This is a genomic window from Polaribacter litoreus (genome assembly GCF_054584775.1).
In genome coordinates, this window is the sequence record NZ_JBTLRD010000011.1 from 136293 (window position 1) to 158348 (window position 22056).

12 protein-coding genes are annotated in these 22056 nt (G+C 29.5%); 6 read left to right on the forward strand and 6 right to left on the reverse strand.

Annotated features, from left to right (window positions below; translation table 11 throughout):
* Positions 1–165: 165 nt before the first annotated feature.
* Both lpdA and argS read right to left on the reverse strand, forming a co-directional pair.
* The gene (gene lpdA, locus ACW9UN_RS11430) at positions 166–1554 is read right to left on the reverse strand and encodes a dihydrolipoyl dehydrogenase (protein ID WP_459486413.1); all 1389 of its coding nucleotides are present in this window, start codon (positions 1552–1554) and stop codon (positions 166–168) included.
* A 155-nt stretch (positions 1555–1709) separates the two neighbouring features.
* Complete coding sequence (argS, locus tag ACW9UN_RS11435) at positions 1710–3485, reverse strand: arginine--tRNA ligase (protein ID WP_459486414.1); 1776 nt, start codon at positions 3483–3485, stop codon at positions 1710–1712.
* A gap of 76 nt (positions 3486–3561) precedes the next feature.
* On the opposite strand from argS, the gene ACW9UN_RS11440 reads away from it, so the two are divergent.
* The 3 genes from ACW9UN_RS11440 (at position 3562) to ACW9UN_RS11450 (ending at position 6119) form a co-directional block, all read left to right on the forward strand.
* The gene (locus ACW9UN_RS11440; RefSeq protein WP_459486415.1) at positions 3562–4086 is read left to right on the forward strand and encodes a YkgJ family cysteine cluster protein; all 525 of its coding nucleotides are present in this window, start codon (positions 3562–3564) and stop codon (positions 4084–4086) included.
* Between the two features lie 24 nt (positions 4087–4110).
* Positions 4111–5157: a pentapeptide repeat-containing protein gene (locus tag ACW9UN_RS11445; RefSeq protein ID WP_459486416.1), complete on the forward strand. Its 1047-nt coding sequence runs from the start codon at positions 4111–4113 to the stop codon at positions 5155–5157.
* A gap of 122 nt (positions 5158–5279) precedes the next feature.
* The gene (locus ACW9UN_RS11450; RefSeq protein ID WP_459486417.1) at positions 5280–6119 is read left to right on the forward strand and encodes a thioredoxin family protein; all 840 of its coding nucleotides are present in this window, start codon (positions 5280–5282) and stop codon (positions 6117–6119) included.
* Positions 6120–6136: 17 nt separating this feature from the next.
* Here ACW9UN_RS11450 and ACW9UN_RS11455 read toward each other — a convergent pair whose 3' ends face one another.
* Positions 6137–7375, reverse strand: a complete 1239-nt coding sequence (locus ACW9UN_RS11455; protein ID WP_459486418.1) for an exo-beta-N-acetylmuramidase NamZ family protein — start codon at positions 7373–7375, stop codon at positions 6137–6139.
* 4 nt (positions 7376–7379) lie between these two features.
* On the opposite strand from ACW9UN_RS11455, the gene ACW9UN_RS11460 reads away from it, so the two are divergent.
* Positions 7380–8615, forward strand: a complete 1236-nt coding sequence (locus ACW9UN_RS11460; RefSeq protein ID WP_459486419.1) for an ABC transporter permease — start codon at positions 7380–7382, stop codon at positions 8613–8615.
* Between the two features lie 34 nt (positions 8616–8649).
* Here the strand turns inward: ACW9UN_RS11460 and ACW9UN_RS11465 are convergent, their stop codons facing one another.
* Together ACW9UN_RS11465 and ACW9UN_RS11470 are read right to left on the reverse strand one after the other, a co-directional pair.
* Positions 8650–8820 (reverse strand): glycine zipper domain-containing protein, encoded by a 171-nt coding sequence (locus ACW9UN_RS11465; protein WP_459486420.1) that lies wholly within the window; start codon positions 8818–8820, stop codon positions 8650–8652.
* A 30-nt stretch (positions 8821–8850) separates the two neighbouring features.
* The gene (locus ACW9UN_RS11470) at positions 8851–9777 is read right to left on the reverse strand and encodes a LysR family transcriptional regulator (protein ID WP_459486422.1); all 927 of its coding nucleotides are present in this window, start codon (positions 9775–9777) and stop codon (positions 8851–8853) included.
* 256 nt (positions 9778–10033) lie between these two features.
* Here ACW9UN_RS11470 and ACW9UN_RS11475 point away from each other — a divergent pair, with 256 nt between their 5' ends.
* Positions 10034–11404, forward strand: a complete 1371-nt coding sequence (locus tag ACW9UN_RS11475) for a pyridoxal-phosphate dependent enzyme (RefSeq protein WP_459486423.1) — start codon at positions 10034–10036, stop codon at positions 11402–11404.
* Positions 11405–11810: 406 nt separating this feature from the next.
* Here the strand turns inward: ACW9UN_RS11475 and lipA are convergent, their stop codons facing one another.
* Positions 11811–12680: a lipoyl synthase gene (gene lipA, locus ACW9UN_RS11480; protein ID WP_459486424.1), complete on the reverse strand. Its 870-nt coding sequence runs from the start codon at positions 12678–12680 to the stop codon at positions 11811–11813.
* 294 nt (positions 12681–12974) lie between these two features.
* Between lipA and ACW9UN_RS11485 the strand changes: the two genes are divergently transcribed.
* Entirely contained in the window at positions 12975–22055 is a 9081-nt protein-coding gene (locus tag ACW9UN_RS11485; protein WP_459486425.1) for a BspA family leucine-rich repeat surface protein, read from the forward strand.
* The last annotated feature ends 1 nt before the right edge of the window (position 22056 follow it).

Consider the following 22056-nt stretch of genomic DNA (forward strand, 5'->3'; position numbering starts at 1 on the left):
ACGTCTTTATCTTATAGATAAAGGAAAGAAACCACTCAACGAAACCCATTTATTTAATTTAAATTTTAATTAATCGTTAAAGTGAGGGATTTTAATAATTGTAACGTTAACAAAAGTAATGAAAATTACATTTTTACATCTTTTTTTTCTTTCAAATAGCAGTATTTATAGGTGAATTACTTCATCGTAAGCATCAGCAACAGCCTCCATAACAGCTTCGCTCATTGTTGGGTGTGGATGAATTGTTTTTAATACTTCATGACCTGTAGTTTCTAACTTACGTCCTAGAACTGCTTCAGCAATCATATCTGTAACTCCAGCACCTATCATATGGCAACCTAACCACTCACCATACTTGGCGTCAAAAATTACCTTTACAAAACCATCTGGTGTACCAGCTGCTTTTGCTTTACCAGAAGCTGAGAATGGAAATTTACCAACTTTTAATTCGTAACCAGCTTCTTTTGCTTTGGCTTCAGTTAAACCTACAGATGCAATTTCTGGGGTAGCGTAAGTACAACCAGGTACATTACCATAATCGATTGGTTCTGTATGTAAACCCGCTATTTTTTCTACACAAGTTATTCCTTCTGCAGAAGCAACGTGTGCTAAAGCTTGGCCAGGAACAACATCGCCAATAGCATAATAACCAGGTATGTTTGTTTGGTAATAATCGTTAACTAAAATTTTATCTCTATCAACAATAATACCTACATCTTCTAAACCAATATTTTCGATGTTCGATTTAATACCCACAGCAGATAATAAAATATCAGCTTCTAAAGTTTCTTCTCCTTTTTTAGTTTTTACAGTAGCAACAACTCCATCACCAGAAGTATCTACAGATTCTACAGAAGAATTTGTCATTACTTTTATACCCGCTTTTTTAATAGAGCGTTCGAATTGTTTAGAAATATCGATATCTTCTACAGGCACAATGTTTGGCATATATTCTACAATAGTAACTTCTGTACCCATTGCATTGTAAAAATGTGCAAACTCTACACCAATAGCTCCAGAACCTACAACAATCATAGATTTTGGTTGTTCAGGTAAGGTCATAGCTTTTCTATAACCAATAACTTTTTTACCATCTTGTGGTAAGCTTGGTAATTCTCTAGAGCGAGCACCAGTAGCAATTATAATATGATCTGCTGCATATTCTGTAACAGTACCATCTTCTGCAGTAACATCTACTTTTTTACCGTTTTTAATTTTACCAAAACCGTTAATTACATCAATTTTATTTTTTTTCATTAAGAACTGAACACCTTTGCTCATTCCTTCTGCAACACCTCTACTACGTTTAATTACGGCATCAAAATCTTTATCAAAAGCTTCTACTTTTAATCCATATTGATCTACATGTTTTAAATAATCATAAACTTGAGCAGATTTTAATAATGCTTTTGTAGGGATACATCCCCAGTTTAAACATATACCACCTAAAGATTCTTTTTCTACAATTGCAACTTTAAAGCCTAATTGAGATGCTCTAATTCCTGTTACATAACCTCCAGGTCCACTTCCGATAATAATGATGTCGTATTTCATGAAATATTCTATTTTTATATAAAAATCAAATTTTACGCTAATATAAATTAAAAAATCAGCCCAAATTTAATTATAATTCGAAATCTGTTCAAATTATTAGTTCATATATTTTAAAAATAATGAATTTAATTTATTTGAAGTATTTTTTTAACAATTTACATTCTATTAGGTACTTTAATTCCTAATAATGAAAATGATTGTTGTATAGTGTCTGCTACTTTTTTTGCCAACTGAACTCTGAATATTTTTTTATCTTGATGCTCTTCTCCAAGGATAGAAACATTTTGATAAAAAGAGTTAAATTCCTTAACCAAATCATACGTGTAGTTTGCAATAACTGCTGGTGAATAATTTGCAGCAGCTTGCTGTACAGTTTCAGGAAATAACTCTAATTGTTTTAATAATTCTTTCTCTTTTTCGTGCAAGTTAATAGTAACTGGTTTTGAATAATCAAAGTTTGCTTTTCTAATTATTGATTGAATTCTAGCGTAAGTATATTGTATAAAAGGGCCTGTGTTTCCTTGAAAATCTACAGAAGATTTTGGGTCGAATAAAATTCTTTTTTTAGGGTCTACTTTTAAAATAAAATATTTTAATGCACCTAAACCAATGGTTTTATACAATTCATTTTTTTCATCATCAGAATACCCATCTAATTTGCCTAATTCTTCAGAAATATCTTTGGCAGTTGTTGTCATTTCTACCATTAAATCATCTGCATCTACAACTGTTCCTTCTCTAGATTTCATTTTTCCTGATGGTAAATCGACCATTCCATAACTCAAATGATGCAATTGTTTAGCCCAATCAAAACCTAGTTTTTTAAGGATTAAAAACAAAACCTGAAAATGATAATCTTGTTCATTACCAACTGTATAAACCATACCACCAACATCTGTGTAATCTTTTACACGTTGTATGGCAGTACCAATATCTTGAGTCATATAAACAGCAGTTCCATCAGATCTTAAAACGATTTTTTCATCTAAACCATCCTCAGTTAAATCGCACCAAACAGAACCATCTTCTTTTCTGTAAAAAACACCTTTTTCTAAACCTTCTGCAACAACATCTTTACCTAATAAATACGTATTGCTTTCGTAGTAAAGATTGTCAAAATCTACGCCTAAGTTTTTGTAAGTAGTATCAAAACCACTGTAAACCCATGCATTCATAGTTTGCCAAAGTTTTACTACATCTTCATCTCCAGCTTCCCATTTTAAAAGCATTTGTTGTGCTTCTAATAAAAGTGGGGCTTGTTTTTTAGCTTCTTCTTCAGATACACCAGTTGCCATTAAATCAGCAATTTCTTTTTTGTATTCTTGGTCGAATTTTACGTAATAATTACCAACCAATTTATCGCCTTTTAAACCTGTAGATTCTGGAGTTTCTCCTTCTCCGAATTTTTGCCAAGCCAACATCGATTTACAAATGTGTATTCCTCTATCGTTTATAATCTGAGTTTTATATACTTTTTTACCTGCAGCTTTTATAATTTCTGCAACAGAATATCCTAATAAATTATTACGAACGTGACCTAAATGTAAAGGTTTGTTGGTGTTTGGCGATGAATATTCTACCATTACTGCTTTTTCATCCGCCTTTGGCGATACAAAACCATAAGTTGAATTATCGTAAATGCTATTAAAATAATTGGTGTAATAGCTGTCGTCTATCACCAAATTTAAAAAACCTTTTACAACATTGTAGTTTGTAATTTCAGTTACATTTTCTACAATATATTTACCTAAATCTTCGCCAATTTGAACAGGATTTCCTTTTTTGTAACGCAATAAAGGGAAAACAACAACTGTAATATCGCCTTCGAACTCTTTACGAGTTGCTTGGAATTCTACTGTTGGTATTTCTATTTGATATAATGCTAAAAAACCTTCTTTTACTTTGGTTTCTATAGTGTTTTGTATGTTCATTTTGGCTAAAAAATTGAAATGCAAATTTACATAATTTTAGCATATACTTTTATAGAAATAATTGTATTTTTCGAGTATGCAAAAACGTTTAGAACAATTACCAAATTTGGCAGAACAAGCCTTACAAGAAAACAAAAAATATTTTAGAAATTTAAGAAAAAGAACACCTAAAAATTTAGATGTTGTTATGCAAGATTTGCATGATAAAGAATTCGAAAAAACAGATTGTTTAGATTGTGGAAATTGCTGTAAAACAACAAGTCCTATTTTTACAGGTAAAGATATTGAGCGAATTTCTAAACATTTAAAAATGAAAGTTGCCGATTTTATAAGTACTTATTTAGAAAGAGATACTGATGATTTTATGGTATTAAAAACGGCACCTTGTTCTTTTTTAGATGAGTCTGATAATACTTGTTTTATTTATGATGTTAGGCCAAAAGCTTGTGCAGAATACCCGCATACAGATAGACGTAAATTTATTCAAATTACAGATTTAACCATTGCAAATACATTTATTTGTCCTGCCACCTATAATATTGTTGAGGCTTTAAAAGAGCGTTTGCCTTATGAATATAAAGAGAAAAAAAAGAGAAAATAATTGCATCTATTTTAAAAAATAAAAATGTCTGATAGAATTCAAGAATTAGAAAAAGAGAATTTAATTTTAAAAGAACGGTTGGCTAAACTAGAAAGTCCGAAGCCACTCAATAAAAAAAAATGGAAGTTTTTTATGAACTTTACAGCCACCTTTATTGCTGGCAAAAATCTAAAAACAAGTATTTACAATTCCATTCAAGAATTTAATCAGCAGAAAAGAATTTCTTTACAAACTACATCAGACTTAATTGCAAGTATTATAAAAAGATTGACAAGAATAGGTGTAGTTGCAATCCTTTTTGCTCTGTTACCAACTACTTTAATGTGGTATCAAAACCACTTGTTAAAAAAACAAAACAGAAAAATTCAAGAGCAAACCTATTTGGCAGAAGCTTCCAGAAGATCAGCGCAAATGTTTATTATGGGAGATGTTTTAAGCGATATCAATACAGAGCTAGAAACTAAAAAAAACGGTAAACTTTCAAAAACTTTAATTGGTAGAATTGTGGGGTTAAGTAGAGCAATGAAACCTTATAGATATTTATTAAATGATAAATTAATAGAAAAGCCCATTAGTCCAGAAAGAGGGCAATTGTTAATTACTTTGTGTAAAAGTGATTTAAACGCTACTATTTTTAGTAGTATTCGACAAGAAAGTAATTTTACAAAATCAGAATTGAAAGGCGTAAACTTAGACAGAGTAAGATTAAGAGATATCAATTTAAAAGATGCAGATTTATCAAATGCAAGTTTGGTGAATTTAGATGCAAGAAGAGCGATTTTTGAAAACGCTAATTTAAAAAATGCAGATTTAGGATATGCAGATTTAAGTAATGCAGTATTAACAAACGCAAATCTTTCTGGTGCAATTTTGTTAAAGACTAAATGTAATAAAGCTAATTTTACAGGAGTTATTTTAGATAACGCAATTGTTGATAGGCCAGATTGGTTAAACTACATAAAAAAAGAATTAAAGCTAAAAGGATCTGAAGAGCTGCTTGAAAATTATGAGGTAGATAGTGTGTATTCTAGAGTTTTTGATGCTAAAGTTTTAACGGTTTTGAGGAGGTAAATGTTTTACTATTAATCTGTTTTAGTCTGTTGCTAATTTGAGATCTAAAATGTTTTAGCACAATTCACTGCTAAAATTTTGAATTAGAATAAATATTTTTTAAAATTGTAAAAAAAAGAAAGATGAAAAAAAATGTATTCCTTTACCTTATTTTTAGTTTATTTTTTAACACTGTAAACGCCAACACCTGGATGACATCTTATGAAGATGCAAAAAAATTGGCACTAGCTACTAACAAACTAATTTTAGTTGATTTTTGGGCAGATTGGTGTGGACCTTGTAAAAAAATGGATATGGAGTCTTGGAGTAACAGCGAGGTTCAAGATTTGATGAAAAATTTTGTACCTCTAAAAATTGATATAGATGTTGAGCAAAATTTATCTAAAAGATATTCAGTAAGAGCAATACCTTATGTGTTTATAGTTGATCCTAATGGAGAGATTGTGTTCAAAAAAATGAGTTACATGGGGTTGACTGAAGTTAAAAAAGTTTTACAAAAATATACCGTAAATACTTCTTTATTGCAGCCAGATTATTTGGAATATCATGAAAATGAAACAGGCGATACTGCATTAGATATAGCAAGTAAATATTTTGATTATTCTATTTACTTAGATGATGAATTAAAATACGCTTTTCTTAAGCTAGGAGATGTTTATTTAAAAAATGCACACAAATTATACAGAAAGGAAGGTAACAAAAATGCAAATTCTCAAAAGATATTTTTAATCGGTGATGTTTATAGTGAGCTGATTAAAGGACATTATAAAAAATCGTTAAAACTTTTAACTAATAAAATTAATGAAGATGAAGTTTTAGAAAAAAATAAATCTTTATACAATTTTTTAAATTTTACTTTATATAATAAGCTTGAAAATAAAGATCAAGCTAAGATTTGGTATCAAAAATTAAAAAAGCATAAAGATGCAAAAGTATTGCTATTGAAATCTAGAAAGGTTTAAAATAATAACACGAAAGATTATTTATAAATTAAATATTTTTGCCTAATTGCTTTAAAATCGATTAGACTTTTTTTCCAAGTTTTTTGAATTTCTTTAGCAGACAAACCTTGTTCAATTTGTTTTTGTAACTTTTCTGTACCTGCATGTATGGTAAATGTTTCTCCAAAGAATTTTTCTGTTTTTGGAGTTTTATTGTAAGCGTCAATCAACCATTCTAAATGGATAGCGTTTAATTTTTTTTGATTGCTTAGATCTACGCCATAGCAAAGTTTTTCTTTATGCTTTGGATATTTTGCACCAAAATTCGAAATTGGTGTATAACTAAAATCACGCTTTGGGAAAAATGGAGCTCCATATCTTTGAAACTGAAATTCGGTTCCTCTACCAGCATTAATAGTTGTTCCCTCAAAAAAACCTAAACTTGGGTAAAGGTTTATAGATTTATCATTTGGTAAATTAGGAGAAGGTCTAATGGCTAAGCTATATTCAGAAGTGTGTGTGTAATTCTTTAAAGGAATCACTTTTAAATCGCACTGAATTCCGTTTTCTAGCCATTTTTCTCCATTTATCATTTGTCCATATTCGCCAATGGTCATTCCGTAAACCACAGGTACAGGATGTTTACCCACAAAACTAGCGTGTTTTGGTTCTAAAATAGGGCCATCAATATAATGTCCATTTGGGTTGGGTCTGTCTAAAATTAGGACAGGAATTCCGGCTTCTGCACAAGCTTCCATCACAAAATGTAATGTAGAAATATAGGTATAAAAACGAACGCCCACATCTTGAATATCAAAAACAACAACATCAATATTTTTTAGCTGTTCTGGCTTTGGTTTTTTGTTTTTTCCATACAAAGAAACAATGGGTAAACCAGTTTTAGCGTCTTTTCCATCTTTAACAATTTCTGCTGCATCCGCTTTTCCTCTAAAACCATGTTCTGGAGCAAATACTTTTCTTAGGTTGATGTTTAAGGCTAACAAGCTATCAACCAAGTGTGTAAATCTTTGGTTTTTAGATGTTGAATTTTGAATTACCGAGGTTTGATTGCCAACAATAGCAATATTTTTACCTTTTAATAAATCAATATATAAGTTGACTCGTTCAGCACCAGTTTTAATAATTTTTGGTTCTTTTTTAGAACTCTGAACTTTAAACTCTGAATTTTGAACTTGATTCGCACAAGAAATCAGCTGAAAATTCATCAACAAAAACAAAAATAAATAGGTACTTTTACGTGGATTAAAAAGAGTCATCAATTTGAATTACGAGTTATTTATTGCAAAACGCATTATTGCTAGCAAAAAGTATAAAAATAGCATTTCATCGCCAATAATAAAAATTGCAATTACTGCAATTGCATTAGGGGTTATGATTATGTTGATTGCAGTGGCCACAGGTGCTGGTTTACAGTACAAAATACGCGATAAAATGGCTGGCTTTAAAGGTCATATTCAAATTGTGAATTATGATAATAATAATTCCGAGGTTTCTACAACACCAGTTCAGAAGAATCAAGATTTTTATCCAAAATTCGAGAATATTTCTGGTATAAAAAACATTCAAGTTTTTGCAAATAAAGCAGGAATATTAAGAACCAAAACCGATTTTGAAGGCATTATTTTTAAAGGGGTTTCTTCAGATTACGATTGGACATTTTTTAAAGAATATTTAGTAGCAGGCAAAGTACCAGATTTTAATAAGCCTAGAACCAGAGAGGTTTTATTGTCAGAAACTATTGTAAATCGGTTAGAATTGCAATTAAACGATACCATTTTGGCAACTTTTTTAAAAACGTCGATGAGTAAATTACCATCAAACAAAAAGTATATTATTTCTGGTATTTACAATTCTGGTTTTGCTCAGTTTGATAAAAGTGTAATGATTGGTGATATTAGAGAGGTGCAAAAACTCAATAAATGGTCTGAAAATGAAGTAGGTGGTTTTGAGGTTTTATTAGATAATTTTGATGAAATTCAATTAAAAGGAGATGAAATTTATACTCAAATAGGGGCTACTTTAAATAGAAAAACTATTGTTGATGCATATCCAAATGTTTTTGAATGGATTAAGTTATTTGATAATAACGTTTGGTTTATCATTGTTATTATGATTGTAATTGCAGGTATTAATATGATAACAGCTTTACTAGTTTTAATCTTAGAACGGGTACAAATGATTGGAATTTTAAAAGCTTTAGGTAGCTACAATACAAGCATCAGAAAAATATTTCTATACAATGCATCCTATTTAATTTTAAAAGGACTTTTTTGGGGTAATGTTGTTGGTTTGTCGATTATCGGAATTCAATATTTTTTTAAAGTGATAAGTTTAAATCCAGAGACCTATTATGTTACCACAATGCCTGTATATATTTCTATAACAGCTATTATTTTACTGAATTTAGGAACGCTTTTATTATGTTTTTTAATGTTGATTTTACCTTCGTATATCATCACAAAAATAGCCCCATCAAAATCTATTAAATTTGCTTAATGTAGCTGTTTATGTTGCAATAAATGTTTAAAAATCATTTTGATTGATTATCATTTTGTTTTTTGGTAGATATTTTGCCAAAAATTGCTCCAAAAACCATTCCTAAAGCAACCCATAAAGTGTGATTATTGGTGATTATTCCTATACAAGATCCAAAAGCAATTCCAAGACCTATTCCAAAACCTAAGTTGTTTTTTTGTTTCATATTCTTAGATGTATACTATATTGTGGTCTATTATTCGTAATTGTATTGTAATTGAAAGTTATTAGCAATAATTTCGTCTTTATTTTCAATAATATAATTTTTAAAAGCTTTGGCCACATTGGATAAATTTTTTGATTTTAGCCAAATTAAGTTCCAGTTGGTTTCTAAGGGTAAATCTTTAATCTTCAAAATTTTCAAATCTCCATTTTTTAATGATTCCTGAATACCAATAATAGGCATAATTGAAATCCCTAAACCTGCAATTACAGCCTGTTTAATAGCTTCATTAGAAGTGAGTTCCATTTTTTTAAGAATTGCTATTTTGTGTTTCACTAAATATTTTTCCATAGCCAAACGTGTTGCAGAACCGCTTTCTCTAAAAAGAAATAAAGAGTGATTTAAATTTTTTAGAAGCAACTTTTTTTCCGAAAGCTTATAATTTTTTCCAGCAACAAAAAACATTTGATTTTTCATCAACTCAATACGATCAATGTTTAATTTTTTTGGGATGGTAGACACCATGGCAAAATCGCACTCATTGTTTTCTAAAGCACGAATTACAGACATTTTATTGGTTACATCCATAGTAATATCTACTTTATCATTATTTTTTATAAAGTTAGTTAAAAAATAAGGCATGGCATATTTGGCTGTAGATACTACAGATAAATTTAGTTTACCTGCTAATTTTCCTTCAAATAAAGAAGATTTGTAATTTATAGCTTCAACTTCTTCGAGTATTTTTATGGCAGCTTTGCCAATCTCTTCACCAAATTCAGTGATGTATAATTTTCTTCCAACGACTTCAAAAAGTGGTAACTTAAATTGATCTTGAAAATTTTTAAGTTGAATAGATACTGCTGGTTGTGTTAAAAATAATTGTTCAGATGCTTTAGTAACGCTTTTTACTTCAACAATTTTTTTAAAAATTTCTAACTGATGTAAGGTATAGTTCATAAAATCACTTTATAAAAATAAGAATAAATATAAATAAAATTATATAAAAAAATGTAGATGATACGTTAGAAATATTACATTATAATTCACTTTTTGTATTATCAAAAAAATACAATATTATCTAAATTAAAGTCCATTTTTAATCAAAAAAATATTTTTATATACCTATTTTCATCAAAAATTAACAATACAATAAACAATATAATTTGGGCACCACTAAGAAAAAGAAGTATTTTTGTGTTTGATACCTTTACTTATGAACTACGCAAAGAATATATTAGAAACTATAGGTAATACTCCTCTTGTAAAACTTAATGTTTTAACTAAAGAGTTACCTTGTTTGGTACTCTCTAAATACGAAACATTTAATCCAGGAAATTCTGTAAAAGATAGAATGGCTTTACAAATGATTGAAGATGCAGAGGTAGATGGACGTTTACAACCAGGAGGAACCATTATAGAAGGTACGTCTGGAAATACAGGAATGGGGTTAGCTTTAGCAGGTATTGTAAAAGGCTATAAATGTGTTTTTGTGATGGCTGATAAACAATCTAAAGAAAAGATAGATATTTTAAGAGCGGTAGGAGCAGAGGTTGTGGTTTGCCCAACAAATGTAGAGCCAGATGACCCACGCTCTTATTACTCAGTTTCTAAGCGTTTAGGAGAAGAAATACCTAACTCTTGGTATGTAAATCAATATGATAACCCTAGTAATTGTAAAGCGCATTTTTTAAGTACTGGCCCTGAAATTTGGGAACAAACAGAAGGTAAGGTAACTCATTTTGTGGTTGGTGTTGGCACTGGTGGTACTATTTCTGGAGTAGGAAGTTACTTAAAAATGAAAGCAAAACAGGAGGGAAAAACAGTAAAAGTTTGGGGAATTGATACCTATGGTTCTGTGTTTAAAAAGTATCATGAAACTGGCATTTTTGATGAAAATGAAATTTATCCATACATTACAGAAGGAATTGGTGAAGATATTTTACCTAAAAATGTGAATTTTAGTGTTATTGATGGTTTTACAAAAGTAACCGATAAAGATGCAGCCATTTACACACAGCGTTTGGCAAAAGAAGAAGGTATGTTTTTAGGAAATTCTGCTGGTGCAGCTGTAAAAGGATTACTACAACTAAAAGAACATTTTTCTAAGGATGATGTTGTAGTTGTTTTGTTTCATGATCATGGAAGCAGGTATGTAGGTAAAATGTTTAATAATGATTGGATGAAAGATCGTGGATTTTTAGAAGAAGAAATAACCAAAGCTTCCGATTTAATTAAAAATTATGATCATAAACCATTAATTACAGCACAAACTGAAGAGTTAGTTTCTCATGCTATTGAACGTATGAAAACCCATAAAATTTCACAAATGCCCATAAAAGATGCAAACGGAATTGTTGGTTCTTTAGATGAATCTGATTTATTGCATCATTTTATAAATGATAAAAATATAGCGAATAAAACGATAAAAGAAATTATGGGAAAACCATATCCAATTGTAAAAATGCAAACGAAATTAGATGAAGTTTCAAAACTAATTTCTAAAGAAAATGATGCTGTTTTAGTTGATTTAGAAAATGGAAATCATCATATTATAACTAAATATGATATTATTAGTGCTATCTAAAATTTTAAAGAGTTAAGGGTGCATTTAAGCGAACATTTGTTCTAGATGAACGAAAAAACATCTTTAGAATTAGAATATTTTATTTCTTTGAAGTAGATTTAATAATAGTTAGTTAATTACAAGTTAAGAGATGTAATTAAAGATTTAAAAATCGTTTGGCAATCTTGTTGAACGATTTTTTTATGTGCTTATTATTAAACCATTATTTTTAAATAAATACTAGTAACTAGTATTCAATAAATATCTTTAGGATAAAAAAACCATCTCGTATAGAGATGGTCTTAATTCAAATAATTCAAATAATTTACACAATGAAAACAGTTTACTAAATTGCTCTCATTTATTATAGCAACAATATCTGTGCCATAAAATCATTTAAATTTTGGTTTTTATAATATTTTAACATTTAAATTGCGTGTTTGTGTGCTTTATAAGAAGATCTTACTAAAGCGCCACTTTCTACATACATAAAGCCCATTTCTAATCCAATCGTTTCATATTTCTTAAATTGTTCTGGAGTAATAAATTCTTTTACAGGAAGGTGCTTTTTAGTGGGTTGTAGGTATTGGCCGATAGTAATGATATCACAATTTACGGCACGTAAATCTTTCATAGTTTGTATAACTTCGTCTTCTTTTTCACCTAAACCTAACATTAAACCTGTTTTGGTACGCATTCCATTTTCTTTTAAGTATTTTAAAACACCTAAACTTCTATCGTATTTAGCTTGAATACGAACCTCTCTAGTTAGCCTTCTTACAGTTTCCATATTATGAGAAACCACTTCAGGGTGTACTTCAATTATTCTGTCTATTTGCTTGGTGTTTCCTTGAAAATCTGGAATTAATGTTTCTAAGGTTGTCTTTGGATTTGATCTACGAATTGCTTCTACGGTTTCTGCCCAAATTATCGATCCTCCATCCTTTAAATCATCTCTATCAACAGAGGTAATTACGGCGTGTTTTATACCCATAATTTTTATAGAACGTGCTACTTTTTCAGGTTCATCCCATTCTACGGTTTCTGGTCTTCCTGTTTTTACACCACAAAAACCACAAGAACGTGTACAAATGTTTCCTAAAATCATAAAAGTAGCTGTACCTTCTCCCCAGCATTCGCCCATATTTGGGCAGCTCCCGCTGGTACAAATTGTGTTTAATTTGTACTTATCTACTAAACCTCTTAGTTCTGTATATTTTTTACCCACAGGTAATTTAACACGTAGCCATTTTGGTTTTTTTGGTCTTTCTGGTAATACTGCTGCTTCTATTGCCATCTTTATAACTTTATAATGCAAATTTACGAAGAAAATGATAAAATTAATTTGTTAAAACAGGAAGTATTTTTTGTAATAAGGTTTTTCTATGGAGAATACTTGTTGGGCTTTGTTTGCTTATTTGTTTGTGATTAGGATATAAGTAGTTTATAGGCTTTACCAATAGCTTAAACACTAACTTATTTTAGTTCCGTTTAATTGAATTTAACAGTTTTTTAAATACCTATTTATAGGTATTGTATGACTAGCTATTATAGCTCAACTTTACAGTATAAACTTTAAAATTAAACGCTTATGAAAAAGAGATTACTTACACTCATTTTTACTTTCTATGTTTTATTGTCTTTGGGGCAATCAATATCAGCAGGAAGTGTTGATGAATCATTCAATATATCAGGTACAGGTTTCAGTGCTGGTGTTAAAACCTTGGCGACTCAGACTGATGGTAAAATATTAGTGGGTGGAACTTTTAGTTCTTACAACGGTAGTTCTAATTATAAAATCACACGATTAAATACTGATGGTAGTTTAGATAGCACGTTTCAATATGATACAGAAATTACAGGAGAAGGAATTGTTCAAGTGTATTTAGGTGCTTTAAAAATACTTTCTAATGGTAAAATACTTATTGGTTTTAAAGTACAAACAAATTCAACGAGTATAGAAGCGACAAGTTATGTTTATAGATTAAATACTAATGGATCCATAGATGCCTCATTTAGTACCATAACGTTTAAAGGAGGAACTTATACTAATGTTTGTGATATTAAATTTATTGAAACCTTACCTAATAATAATATAATAATTGGAGGTAGTTTTGCTAAAATTAATGGTACAAATCAATCAAATTTAGCTTCTTTTAGTTCAAGTGGAGCTTTATTAACTTCTTTTGAATATCCAAATTCGACTATTTTCTTTTCTACAGTTAATAGTGTAAAAATTCAATCTAATGGAAAAGTTTTAGTAGGTGGTAGAACTTATATAAATTCTAGTACAGAAACTAGAGGTCTAGTGCGTTTAAATAGTGATGGTTCTATTGATAACAGTTTTAATACAAATGCACCAGATACATTTGTACGATCAATAATGCCTCAAGATGATGGTAAAATTTTAATACAAGACACTAAATTTTATAGGTTAAATTCAAATGGAACTATTGATACAAGTTTTGCTTCTCTCTTAATAAATAACAATATAAGAAGTATAGCTATTCAAAATGATGGAAAAATTATTATTGTTGGCGGATTTACAAATGTTGCAGAACAATCGATTAATAGAATAGCTAGGATAAATTCTGATGGTAGTTTAGATTCTTCATTTGACCCTGGAACAGGAGCTAATGATTTTATTTATGATGTTTCCATTCAGCCTGATGGTAAGATATTAATTGGTGGAAGTTTTACAAGTTTTAATCAAGAGAACTATAAATATGTTGCAAGATTATTTAGTGTAGGAATTACCTATATGCCAGATGATAATTTTGAAAAATACTTTGTAGATAGAGGTTATGACGATATTTTGGATAACTATGTAGAGACGAGTAATTTAGATTCATTTGTTAACTTAACTGTTAGTGAATTAGAAATATCTGACTTAACTGGAATTGAAAGCTTTACTTCTCTTCAAAATTTAGATGTTGAAAAAAACAATTTAACATCACTAGATGTATCAAAATTAACAAACTTAAGAAGTTTAGTTTGTTCTCATAATCAATTAACATCTCTTCTTCTTAATGATAATATTCAATATGTATATGCTAGAGATAATTTACTTACCTCTGTCAACTTTACAGATCTTTTTGAATTAAATACAATTCAAATATATAACAATCAACTTACAGAATTAGACGTAAGCACAAATTTAAAATTGACAGAATTAGAATGTGGTAATAACCCTCTTGAAAATTTAGATGTTTCTAACAACAAGGAATTGGAAAAAGTTTATTGTTATAAATCTAACATAAAATCGTTTGATATTTCTAAAAACAAAAAAGTAACTAGTTTTGCGTCTTTTGAAAATCCTGAAATGACTTCATTAAATTTAAAAAATGGGAACAATACAAATTTCACGTTATTTTTAGCAGACAAAAACCCGAAGTTGTATTGTATAAATGTAGATAATATAGAATATGCAACTAATAACTTTACAAGTAAAGATTCTCAAGCTAATTTTAGTCTTAATTGTAACCCAACCCCTTTTATTACCAAATGGAAAACTTTAAACCCTGCATTAAATACAATTACAATACCAACTGAAGGTTCTGGTTACAATTATACTGTAGATTGGGGTGATGGAACTATTGAAAGTAATTTTACAGGAAACGCAACTCATACATATAGTAATGTTGGAGAATATATAGTAAAGATAACAGGAGATTTTCCAAGAATACGATTTCAAAAAGTAGGTAATATACTAAACACCACACTTGTAGAAATAGTACAATGGGGTAGTAATCCTTGGACTACTATGGAAGGAGCCTTTGAAGATTGTGTAGAGTTAAACATTACTGCAACAGATTCGCCAGATTTATCTAATGTAACATCATTAAAATCAATGTTTAAAAATTGTTTGAAATTAGAAGGAAATTCATCTTTAAGCGAATGGGATATTAGCAATATTACAAACTTAGAATCAACTTTCGAAAATTCTAAAATATTTAATAGCAACATAAATACTTGGGATGTGAGCAGTGTAGAAACCATGAAAACGATGTTTAAAGAAGCAGACAATTTTAATCAAAACTTAAATAGTTGGTTAACTAGTAATGTTGAAACAATGGAGGAGATGTTTTCGGGAGCCGATAATTTTGATAGCAATATATCTTCTTGGAATGTTGCTAAAGTAACCAATATGAGTGGTATGTTTGGAGGTACTAGTTTTAATCAAGATATCAGTTCTTGGAATGTTGGTAAGGTAAATAATATGAGTGCTATGTTTGGATCAAGTAGCTTTAATCAAGAATTAAATGCTTGGAATGTTAGTAATGTTACTGATATGAGCAACATGTTTGGATCAAGTAACTTTAATAAAGAAATAGATTCTTGGGATGTTAGTAAAGTTATCAACATGCATCATATGTTTGCTAATAGTGTTTTTAACCAAGATTTAAGTTCTTGGGATGTTGGTAATGTTATAAATATGTCATCAATGTTTCAATCTGCATCCAGCTTTAATCAAGATATTAGTTCTTGGAATGTTAGCAATGTTACTAATATGGATTTTATGTTTTCTTTTGCTAATAATTTTAATCAAAATGTTGGTGTATGGAATGTTAGTAATGTAACAACAATGCAGATCATGTTTTTTACTTTAAGTGATGGTTTATCAATAAAAAACTATGACTTGATTTTGCAAGGTTGGGCAAGTCTACCTAATTTGAAACAAAATGTTAGTTTCGGAGCAGATTCGTCTAAATTTTGTATTGGTGAGGAAGCAAGAAATAAATTAATTAACAATTTTAATTGGTCAATTACTGATAGTGGTAAAGATTGTAATGGATTTATTGTTCTAAACGATACTAATTTTGAACAAGCTTTAATAGATTTGGGTTATGATACAAATGGACTAAATGGATACATTACTAAAGAAGATGCTGAAGCTATTACAACCTTAAATATTTCAAACCCTACAGACAATTCTAATTTACCAAATGTTACCAATAAGATAACCGATATTACAGGAATTGAAACTTTTATTAATTTACAATATTTATATTGTTACTCTAACAGTATAACAAATCTAGATGTAAGTAAACATACTAATTTACGTGCTTTAAATGCCAGTAATAATGTTTTAGAAAGTTTAAATATTGCAAATGGTAATAATGAAAATTTTACATTATTTAGAATAGAAAATAATCCAAATTTAACTTGTATTCAAGTAGATAACCAACAATACAGTGTAGATAATTGGATTTTTATTGATGAACAAATGGGTTTTAGCGAAGATTGTTCTCAAAATGATGCTATATCTAACTATTATACAACTGTTCCTGACTCTGATTTTGAGAAATTATTAATACATTATAACATAGACGATGTGATTGATGGAAAAATAATTACTAAAAATGCAAGAAACCTAACAGATATAAGTACAAATGTGCATTTTAATGGACAAGATATTAGACCTGTCGATTTAAAAGGTATAGAAGCATTTAAAAAATTAAGAAGTTTTACCTCAAGTAGCTTTCAATTGAAAAGGGCAGATTTTTCAAAAAATATCAACCTAGAAGATCTTTCCTTAGGTGGTACCAAACTAGATAGTATTGATGTAAGCATGCTTACTAAATTAAAAACTTTTAGATGTATAGGTAGTAATTATAATAAATTAAAATATATAAATGTTACAGGTGCAGTTAATTTAGAGATCATTGAAGCTCAAGGAAATGAATTCACTTATATAGATGTATCAACAAATACAAAACTTACTTGGCTAAATGTTAGTGATAATCAATTAACAGTAATAGACGTTACAAATCTATCAGACTTAGAAACTTTTGCATGTTATGATAATAGAATTAAAACGTTAGACTTAAGCAATAACTCTAGTTTACAATTAATGTATGCCCATAGAAATTATATGGAGTGGATTAACATAAAAGTTGGGAATTCAAATTTTGTGGCTGATTTTAACGCCACATCAAACCCTAATTTAAGATGTGTTCAAATAGATAATCCAACAACTTCACGAGTGCAGTTTTTTGAGTCTAGAGTAGACAATAACGTAACTGTTAGTGATAGTTGTACTTTAGAAACACCAAAAAACTTCATTACAAAGTGGCAAACTACATCAGAAAATCAAGTTATTAGCATACAAAGTGGCTATGCAGAATTCCATAATTTCGATATTGATTGGGGAGATGGTACAACAACAGTAGGTGCTAATGGTACAGCAAATCATGCTTATGCTAATCCAGGAGAATATAATATTTCACTTTCAGGAAATGTTTACGAAATTAGAATGGGAAATAAAACAAACCTTAAAGAAGTAGTGCAATGGGGAACAAATAGATGGAAAAATTTACAATTTGCTTTTGTAGATAGTGAGAATATGCAAATTACAGCTACTGACACTCCAGATTTATCTTTAGCACTAAATCTAAACAATATGTTTAAAGGGTGTACTGCATTAGATTACAATTTTGGTACTTGGAAAATTACTAGCGTAATTCGTATGCCAGATATGCTGAATAACACAGGTTTATCAGAAGAAAATTACGATAAAACATTATTAGGATGGAGTCAATTGCCAACTGTGCCTAGAAATATGCAGTTTGGCGCAGAAGGAGTTTATTATTGTGATAATGAAGCTATAAAAAACGAATTGATAAACGATTATAACTGGTCAATTACTGACGCTGGTAGAGGTTGTGGTTTTCAAATAATAGCTATTCCAGATGCCAATTTTGAGCAAGCACTTATAGATTTAGGTGTAGATACCAATGGTTTAAACGGAAACATTTTACAAAGTGAAGCAGAAGTAGTAGAATCTCTGAATGTGTCTAATAAAAATATTGCAGATTTAACAGGAATTGAGGCATTTACTGCATTGATAACTTTAAATGTAAGTAACAATTCTTTAACCTCTTTAGATGTATCAAATAATCCAATACTAGATGCATTAAACGCAGAGAGAAATAATATAGAAACCATCGCATTTAGTGAAAACTCTAAAATGTATAGTCTAGATTTAGAGGTTAACAATTTAACATCTTTAGATGTAAGTGATTTATCTGATCTGTATGTTTTGTACTGTGGTCTTAATACTTCTTTAAGTACTTTAGATGTATCCAACAATTTAAAGTTAGAATGGTTAGATTGTAATAGTACAAGTTCTCTAGCTACCTTAATTTTAGGAGATAATACAGTATTAAGACATTTGGATATTGACGGACATTTATTAACCTCATTAGATGTTTCTGCAAATACTAATTTACAAACTTTAGAATGTGCTTTTGGTAACCTTTCTTCATTAACGTTAAATAGTAAACTAAAAACTTTAAGTGCTACACAAAACAAATTGTCGAGCTTAAATTCAGTCAATGCAGTAGATTTAGAAACGATAGATGTTGATAGAAATTCACTAACAGCTGTAGATTTTAGTAATAATATCAAATTAAAAGAAGTAAAAATCTCAGACAATAGTTTAAATGCGATTGATATAACTGCTAATAGTAATTTAGAAAAACTCTCAATTCAATCAAATAATCTAACTCAATTAGATTTGACTAATAATACAAAGTTAACCTCACTTTATGCATCAGAGAATAATTTGAATACCATCAATTTAGGTACAAATACCATGTTAAGAGTGGTACATGTTGATGCTAATGATGTATCAGCATTAGATATTACAGGTTTAACAAATTTAAGAATTTTAAAAGCATATCAAAACAGCCTAACTTCTTTAGATACTGAAAATAACGTTTTGTTAGAAGAACTTTGGTTATCAGAAAATAATTTAGAATCGTTAAATGTATCAGCAAACGCAAACCTTTTACATTTTGAAGCAAAAAATAATGCACTTACCTATTTAAATTACAAAAATGGTAATAATACAGCCATTACTAAAGAGTCTGGTAGCACAAAAGTAAATCGTTTGTTTGATGTTTCTAACAACCCAAATTTAAACTGTATTGAGGTAGATGATATTACTCATGCCAATGAACATTTTACTAAAGATGAAACAGCAAGATTTAAAACAGATTGTACACCTAGACCATTTATTACCAAATGGAAAACAACAACAGTTAATGAATCTATTACAATACCTACAAACGGTTCAGGTTATAATTACACTGTAGATTGGGGAGATGGCAGTACTACAAATAACATTACAGGAAATGCTTTACATACATATTCAAATGCAGGGGAATATGAAGTTAGTATTATTGGAGATTTTCCTAGAATAGATTTTTCCAGAGATTATAGTGAAATAAGTAAAGATAAAATTATAGAAATTGTTCAATGGGGTTCAAATAGTTGGACTTCTATGGAGTACGCTTTTTGGTCTGCTTCTAACTTAATAATAACAGCAACAGATTCGCCCGATTTAAGTAGTGTAACTTCTATGTCAAGTATGTTCGAAAGAGCAAGTAGTTTTAATCAAGATATTAGCTCTTGGGATGTTAGTAATGTAACTAATATGTCTTATATGTTTAAAGGCGCAAGTAGTTTCAACCAAAATATTAGTTCATGGGATGTTAGCAAGGTTACGGATATTTCAAATATGTTTATGAACGCAACTGCTTTTAATCAGCCTTTAAATTCTTGGGATGTTAGTAATGTTACAGATATGTGGCAGTTATTTACTGGCGCAACCGCTTTTAATCAACCTTTAAACTCTTGGGATGTTAGTAGTAGTACCTCTTTGACCGGCGTTTTTTTAAGAGCAAGTAGTTTTAATCAAGATATTAGTTCTTGGGACGTATCAAAAGTAACAGCAATGAGTAATTCATTTAATAAGGCTATTAGTTTTAATCAAGACATTAGTTCTTGGGATGTAAGTAATGTAACAGATATGTTTGGGGCATTTTATGGGGCCACAAAATTTAATCAAAATTTAAGTAATTGGAATATAAAATCTGTATCAAACATGGATAGTATGTTTAGTTTTTGTGGTTTATCTGTAGTTAGTTATGATAAAACACTTAAAGGTTGGAGTGCATTATCCACATTAAGATCAAGCGTAATTTTAAAAGCGTTTGGAATAAATTACTGTACCTCAGAAACCGAAAGAAATAAACTAATTTTTGATTTTGGTTGGACTATTACAGACTCAGGTAAAGACTGTTCAAAAATAGACACTCCAGCAAATGTTGATGGTATGTGGAGCGATCCAAACAATTGGGCAAGTGGAGAAGTACCATCAAATAGCGATAATGTTACAATACCAGCAGGAACAATATTGCGAATAGGTAATGAAATCTCAGAAATAAAATCATTAGAAAATGAAGGTACTTTAATTATAAACCCAACCTATTCTTTAAAATCCATCAGCAATATGGTAAATAACGGTACTATTGTTATGGATTCTGATAATGATGATAGTGCTGTGTTATTTATTGAAGGTACTTCAACAGGTAATGTAGTCTACAAAAGAGGTGGCTTAAAAGCTAATAAATGGAGTTTAGTTACACCACCAGTTTCAGGACAAAAAATTAAAGAATTTGCTACAGAAGTAACCAATGATATCCGAAAAAATGAAACAGTAAACCCAATTCGTTATGCAATTGCCTATTATGATGATACAGAAGCATCAGGAAGTAAATGGAAGTATTTTAATGAAAGTGTAAATGTAGAAGAAACATTTACTGCAGGTAATAGTTATGGGGTATCAAGAGCAACAGATGGCGCAGTTACCTTTACAGGAACTTTAACAACCAGTAATACTAACAAAACAATAAAACCAGGCGAATGGAATGCAATAGGTAATCCTTTCACAACGTATTATCCTGCCAATAAAAACGGTAGTAGTAGTTTTTTAAATGATAATTATGATATTTTAGATGATAATTTTAAAGGACTTTACATCTGGGATGCAACTCAAAATAAATATGTAATTGTAAGTGAAATAGATTTGCAAAATCGTTCTTTTCCTCCTGGTCAAGGCTTTTTTGTAAAAGTAAAAACAGGCGAAAATAAAATTGAATTTAAAGAAGCAAAACGAAGTTTAAAACCTATTTCTGGAGAAGTGATTTTTCAAAAAAATGAACAAAAATATATTCAACTTTTTGCTGATAATGGTACTCATAAGGTAGCCACAGATATCAAGTTCTTTAATAATGCTTCATTAGGTTTTGATGTGGGCTTAGATATTGGAAATTTCGATGCTGCTTTTGATATTTATACAAAACTAGTAGATCAATCAAATACCAATAATTATACAATACAGTCAATACCTATGGAAACGGGTACAGATGTAGTTGTGCCTCTTGGTGTAAAAACAGGAAAATCGGAAGTAATTTTTTCCACCCAGTACCAAAACATTGGGCATAATACACAGTTGTTTTTAGAGGATAAAAAAAACAATAACCTTATAAATATTACAAATTCTGATTTTAAGATTGCTTTTGAAGATGCTGAAAATACAAATGATAGATTTTTCTTACACATTACAAATCTAAAAACTCTTGGTTTAGAAAATGATTTGTTAAGTCAGATTAACATATATACGAATAGTAAAACTTTATTTTTAACCGGTGTACAAGAAGAATCGTCACTAAAAATCCTAAACCTTTTAGGGCAAGAAGTTTATAGTAAAACAATATCATCAGATCAAAAAATCGATTTGTTAAAAGTTTGTTCTACTGGAGTATACGCGGTAAGATTAAAATCTAAAAACAGTTTTAAGACTAAAAAAATTATAATAAAATAAT

Coding starts and splice junctions, on each gene's coding strand:
- lpdA (WP_459486413.1), bottom strand. CDS start 1,554: ATGAAATACGACATCATTATTATCGGAAGTGGACCTGGAGGTTATGTA.
- argS (WP_459486414.1), bottom strand. CDS start 3,485: ATGAACATACAAAACACTATAGAAACCAAAGTAAAAGAAGGTTTTTTA.
- ACW9UN_RS11440 (WP_459486415.1), top strand. CDS start 3,562: ATGCAAAAACGTTTAGAACAATTACCAAATTTGGCAGAACAAGCCTTA.
- ACW9UN_RS11445 (WP_459486416.1), top strand. CDS start 4,111: ATGTCTGATAGAATTCAAGAATTAGAAAAAGAGAATTTAATTTTAAAA.
- ACW9UN_RS11450 (WP_459486417.1), top strand. CDS start 5,280: ATGAAAAAAAATGTATTCCTTTACCTTATTTTTAGTTTATTTTTTAAC.
- ACW9UN_RS11455 (WP_459486418.1), bottom strand. CDS start 7,375: ATGACTCTTTTTAATCCACGTAAAAGTACCTATTTATTTTTGTTTTTG.
- ACW9UN_RS11465 (WP_459486420.1), bottom strand. CDS start 8,820: ATGAAACAAAAAAACAACTTAGGTTTTGGAATAGGTCTTGGAATTGCT.
- ACW9UN_RS11470 (WP_459486422.1), bottom strand. CDS start 9,777: ATGAACTATACCTTACATCAGTTAGAAATTTTTAAAAAAATTGTTGAA.
- ACW9UN_RS11475 (WP_459486423.1), top strand. CDS start 10,034: ATGAACTACGCAAAGAATATATTAGAAACTATAGGTAATACTCCTCTT.
- lipA (WP_459486424.1), bottom strand. CDS start 12,680: ATGGCAATAGAAGCAGCAGTATTACCAGAAAGACCAAAAAAACCAAAA.
- ACW9UN_RS11485 (WP_459486425.1), top strand. CDS start 12,975: ATGAAAAAGAGATTACTTACACTCATTTTTACTTTCTATGTTTTATTG.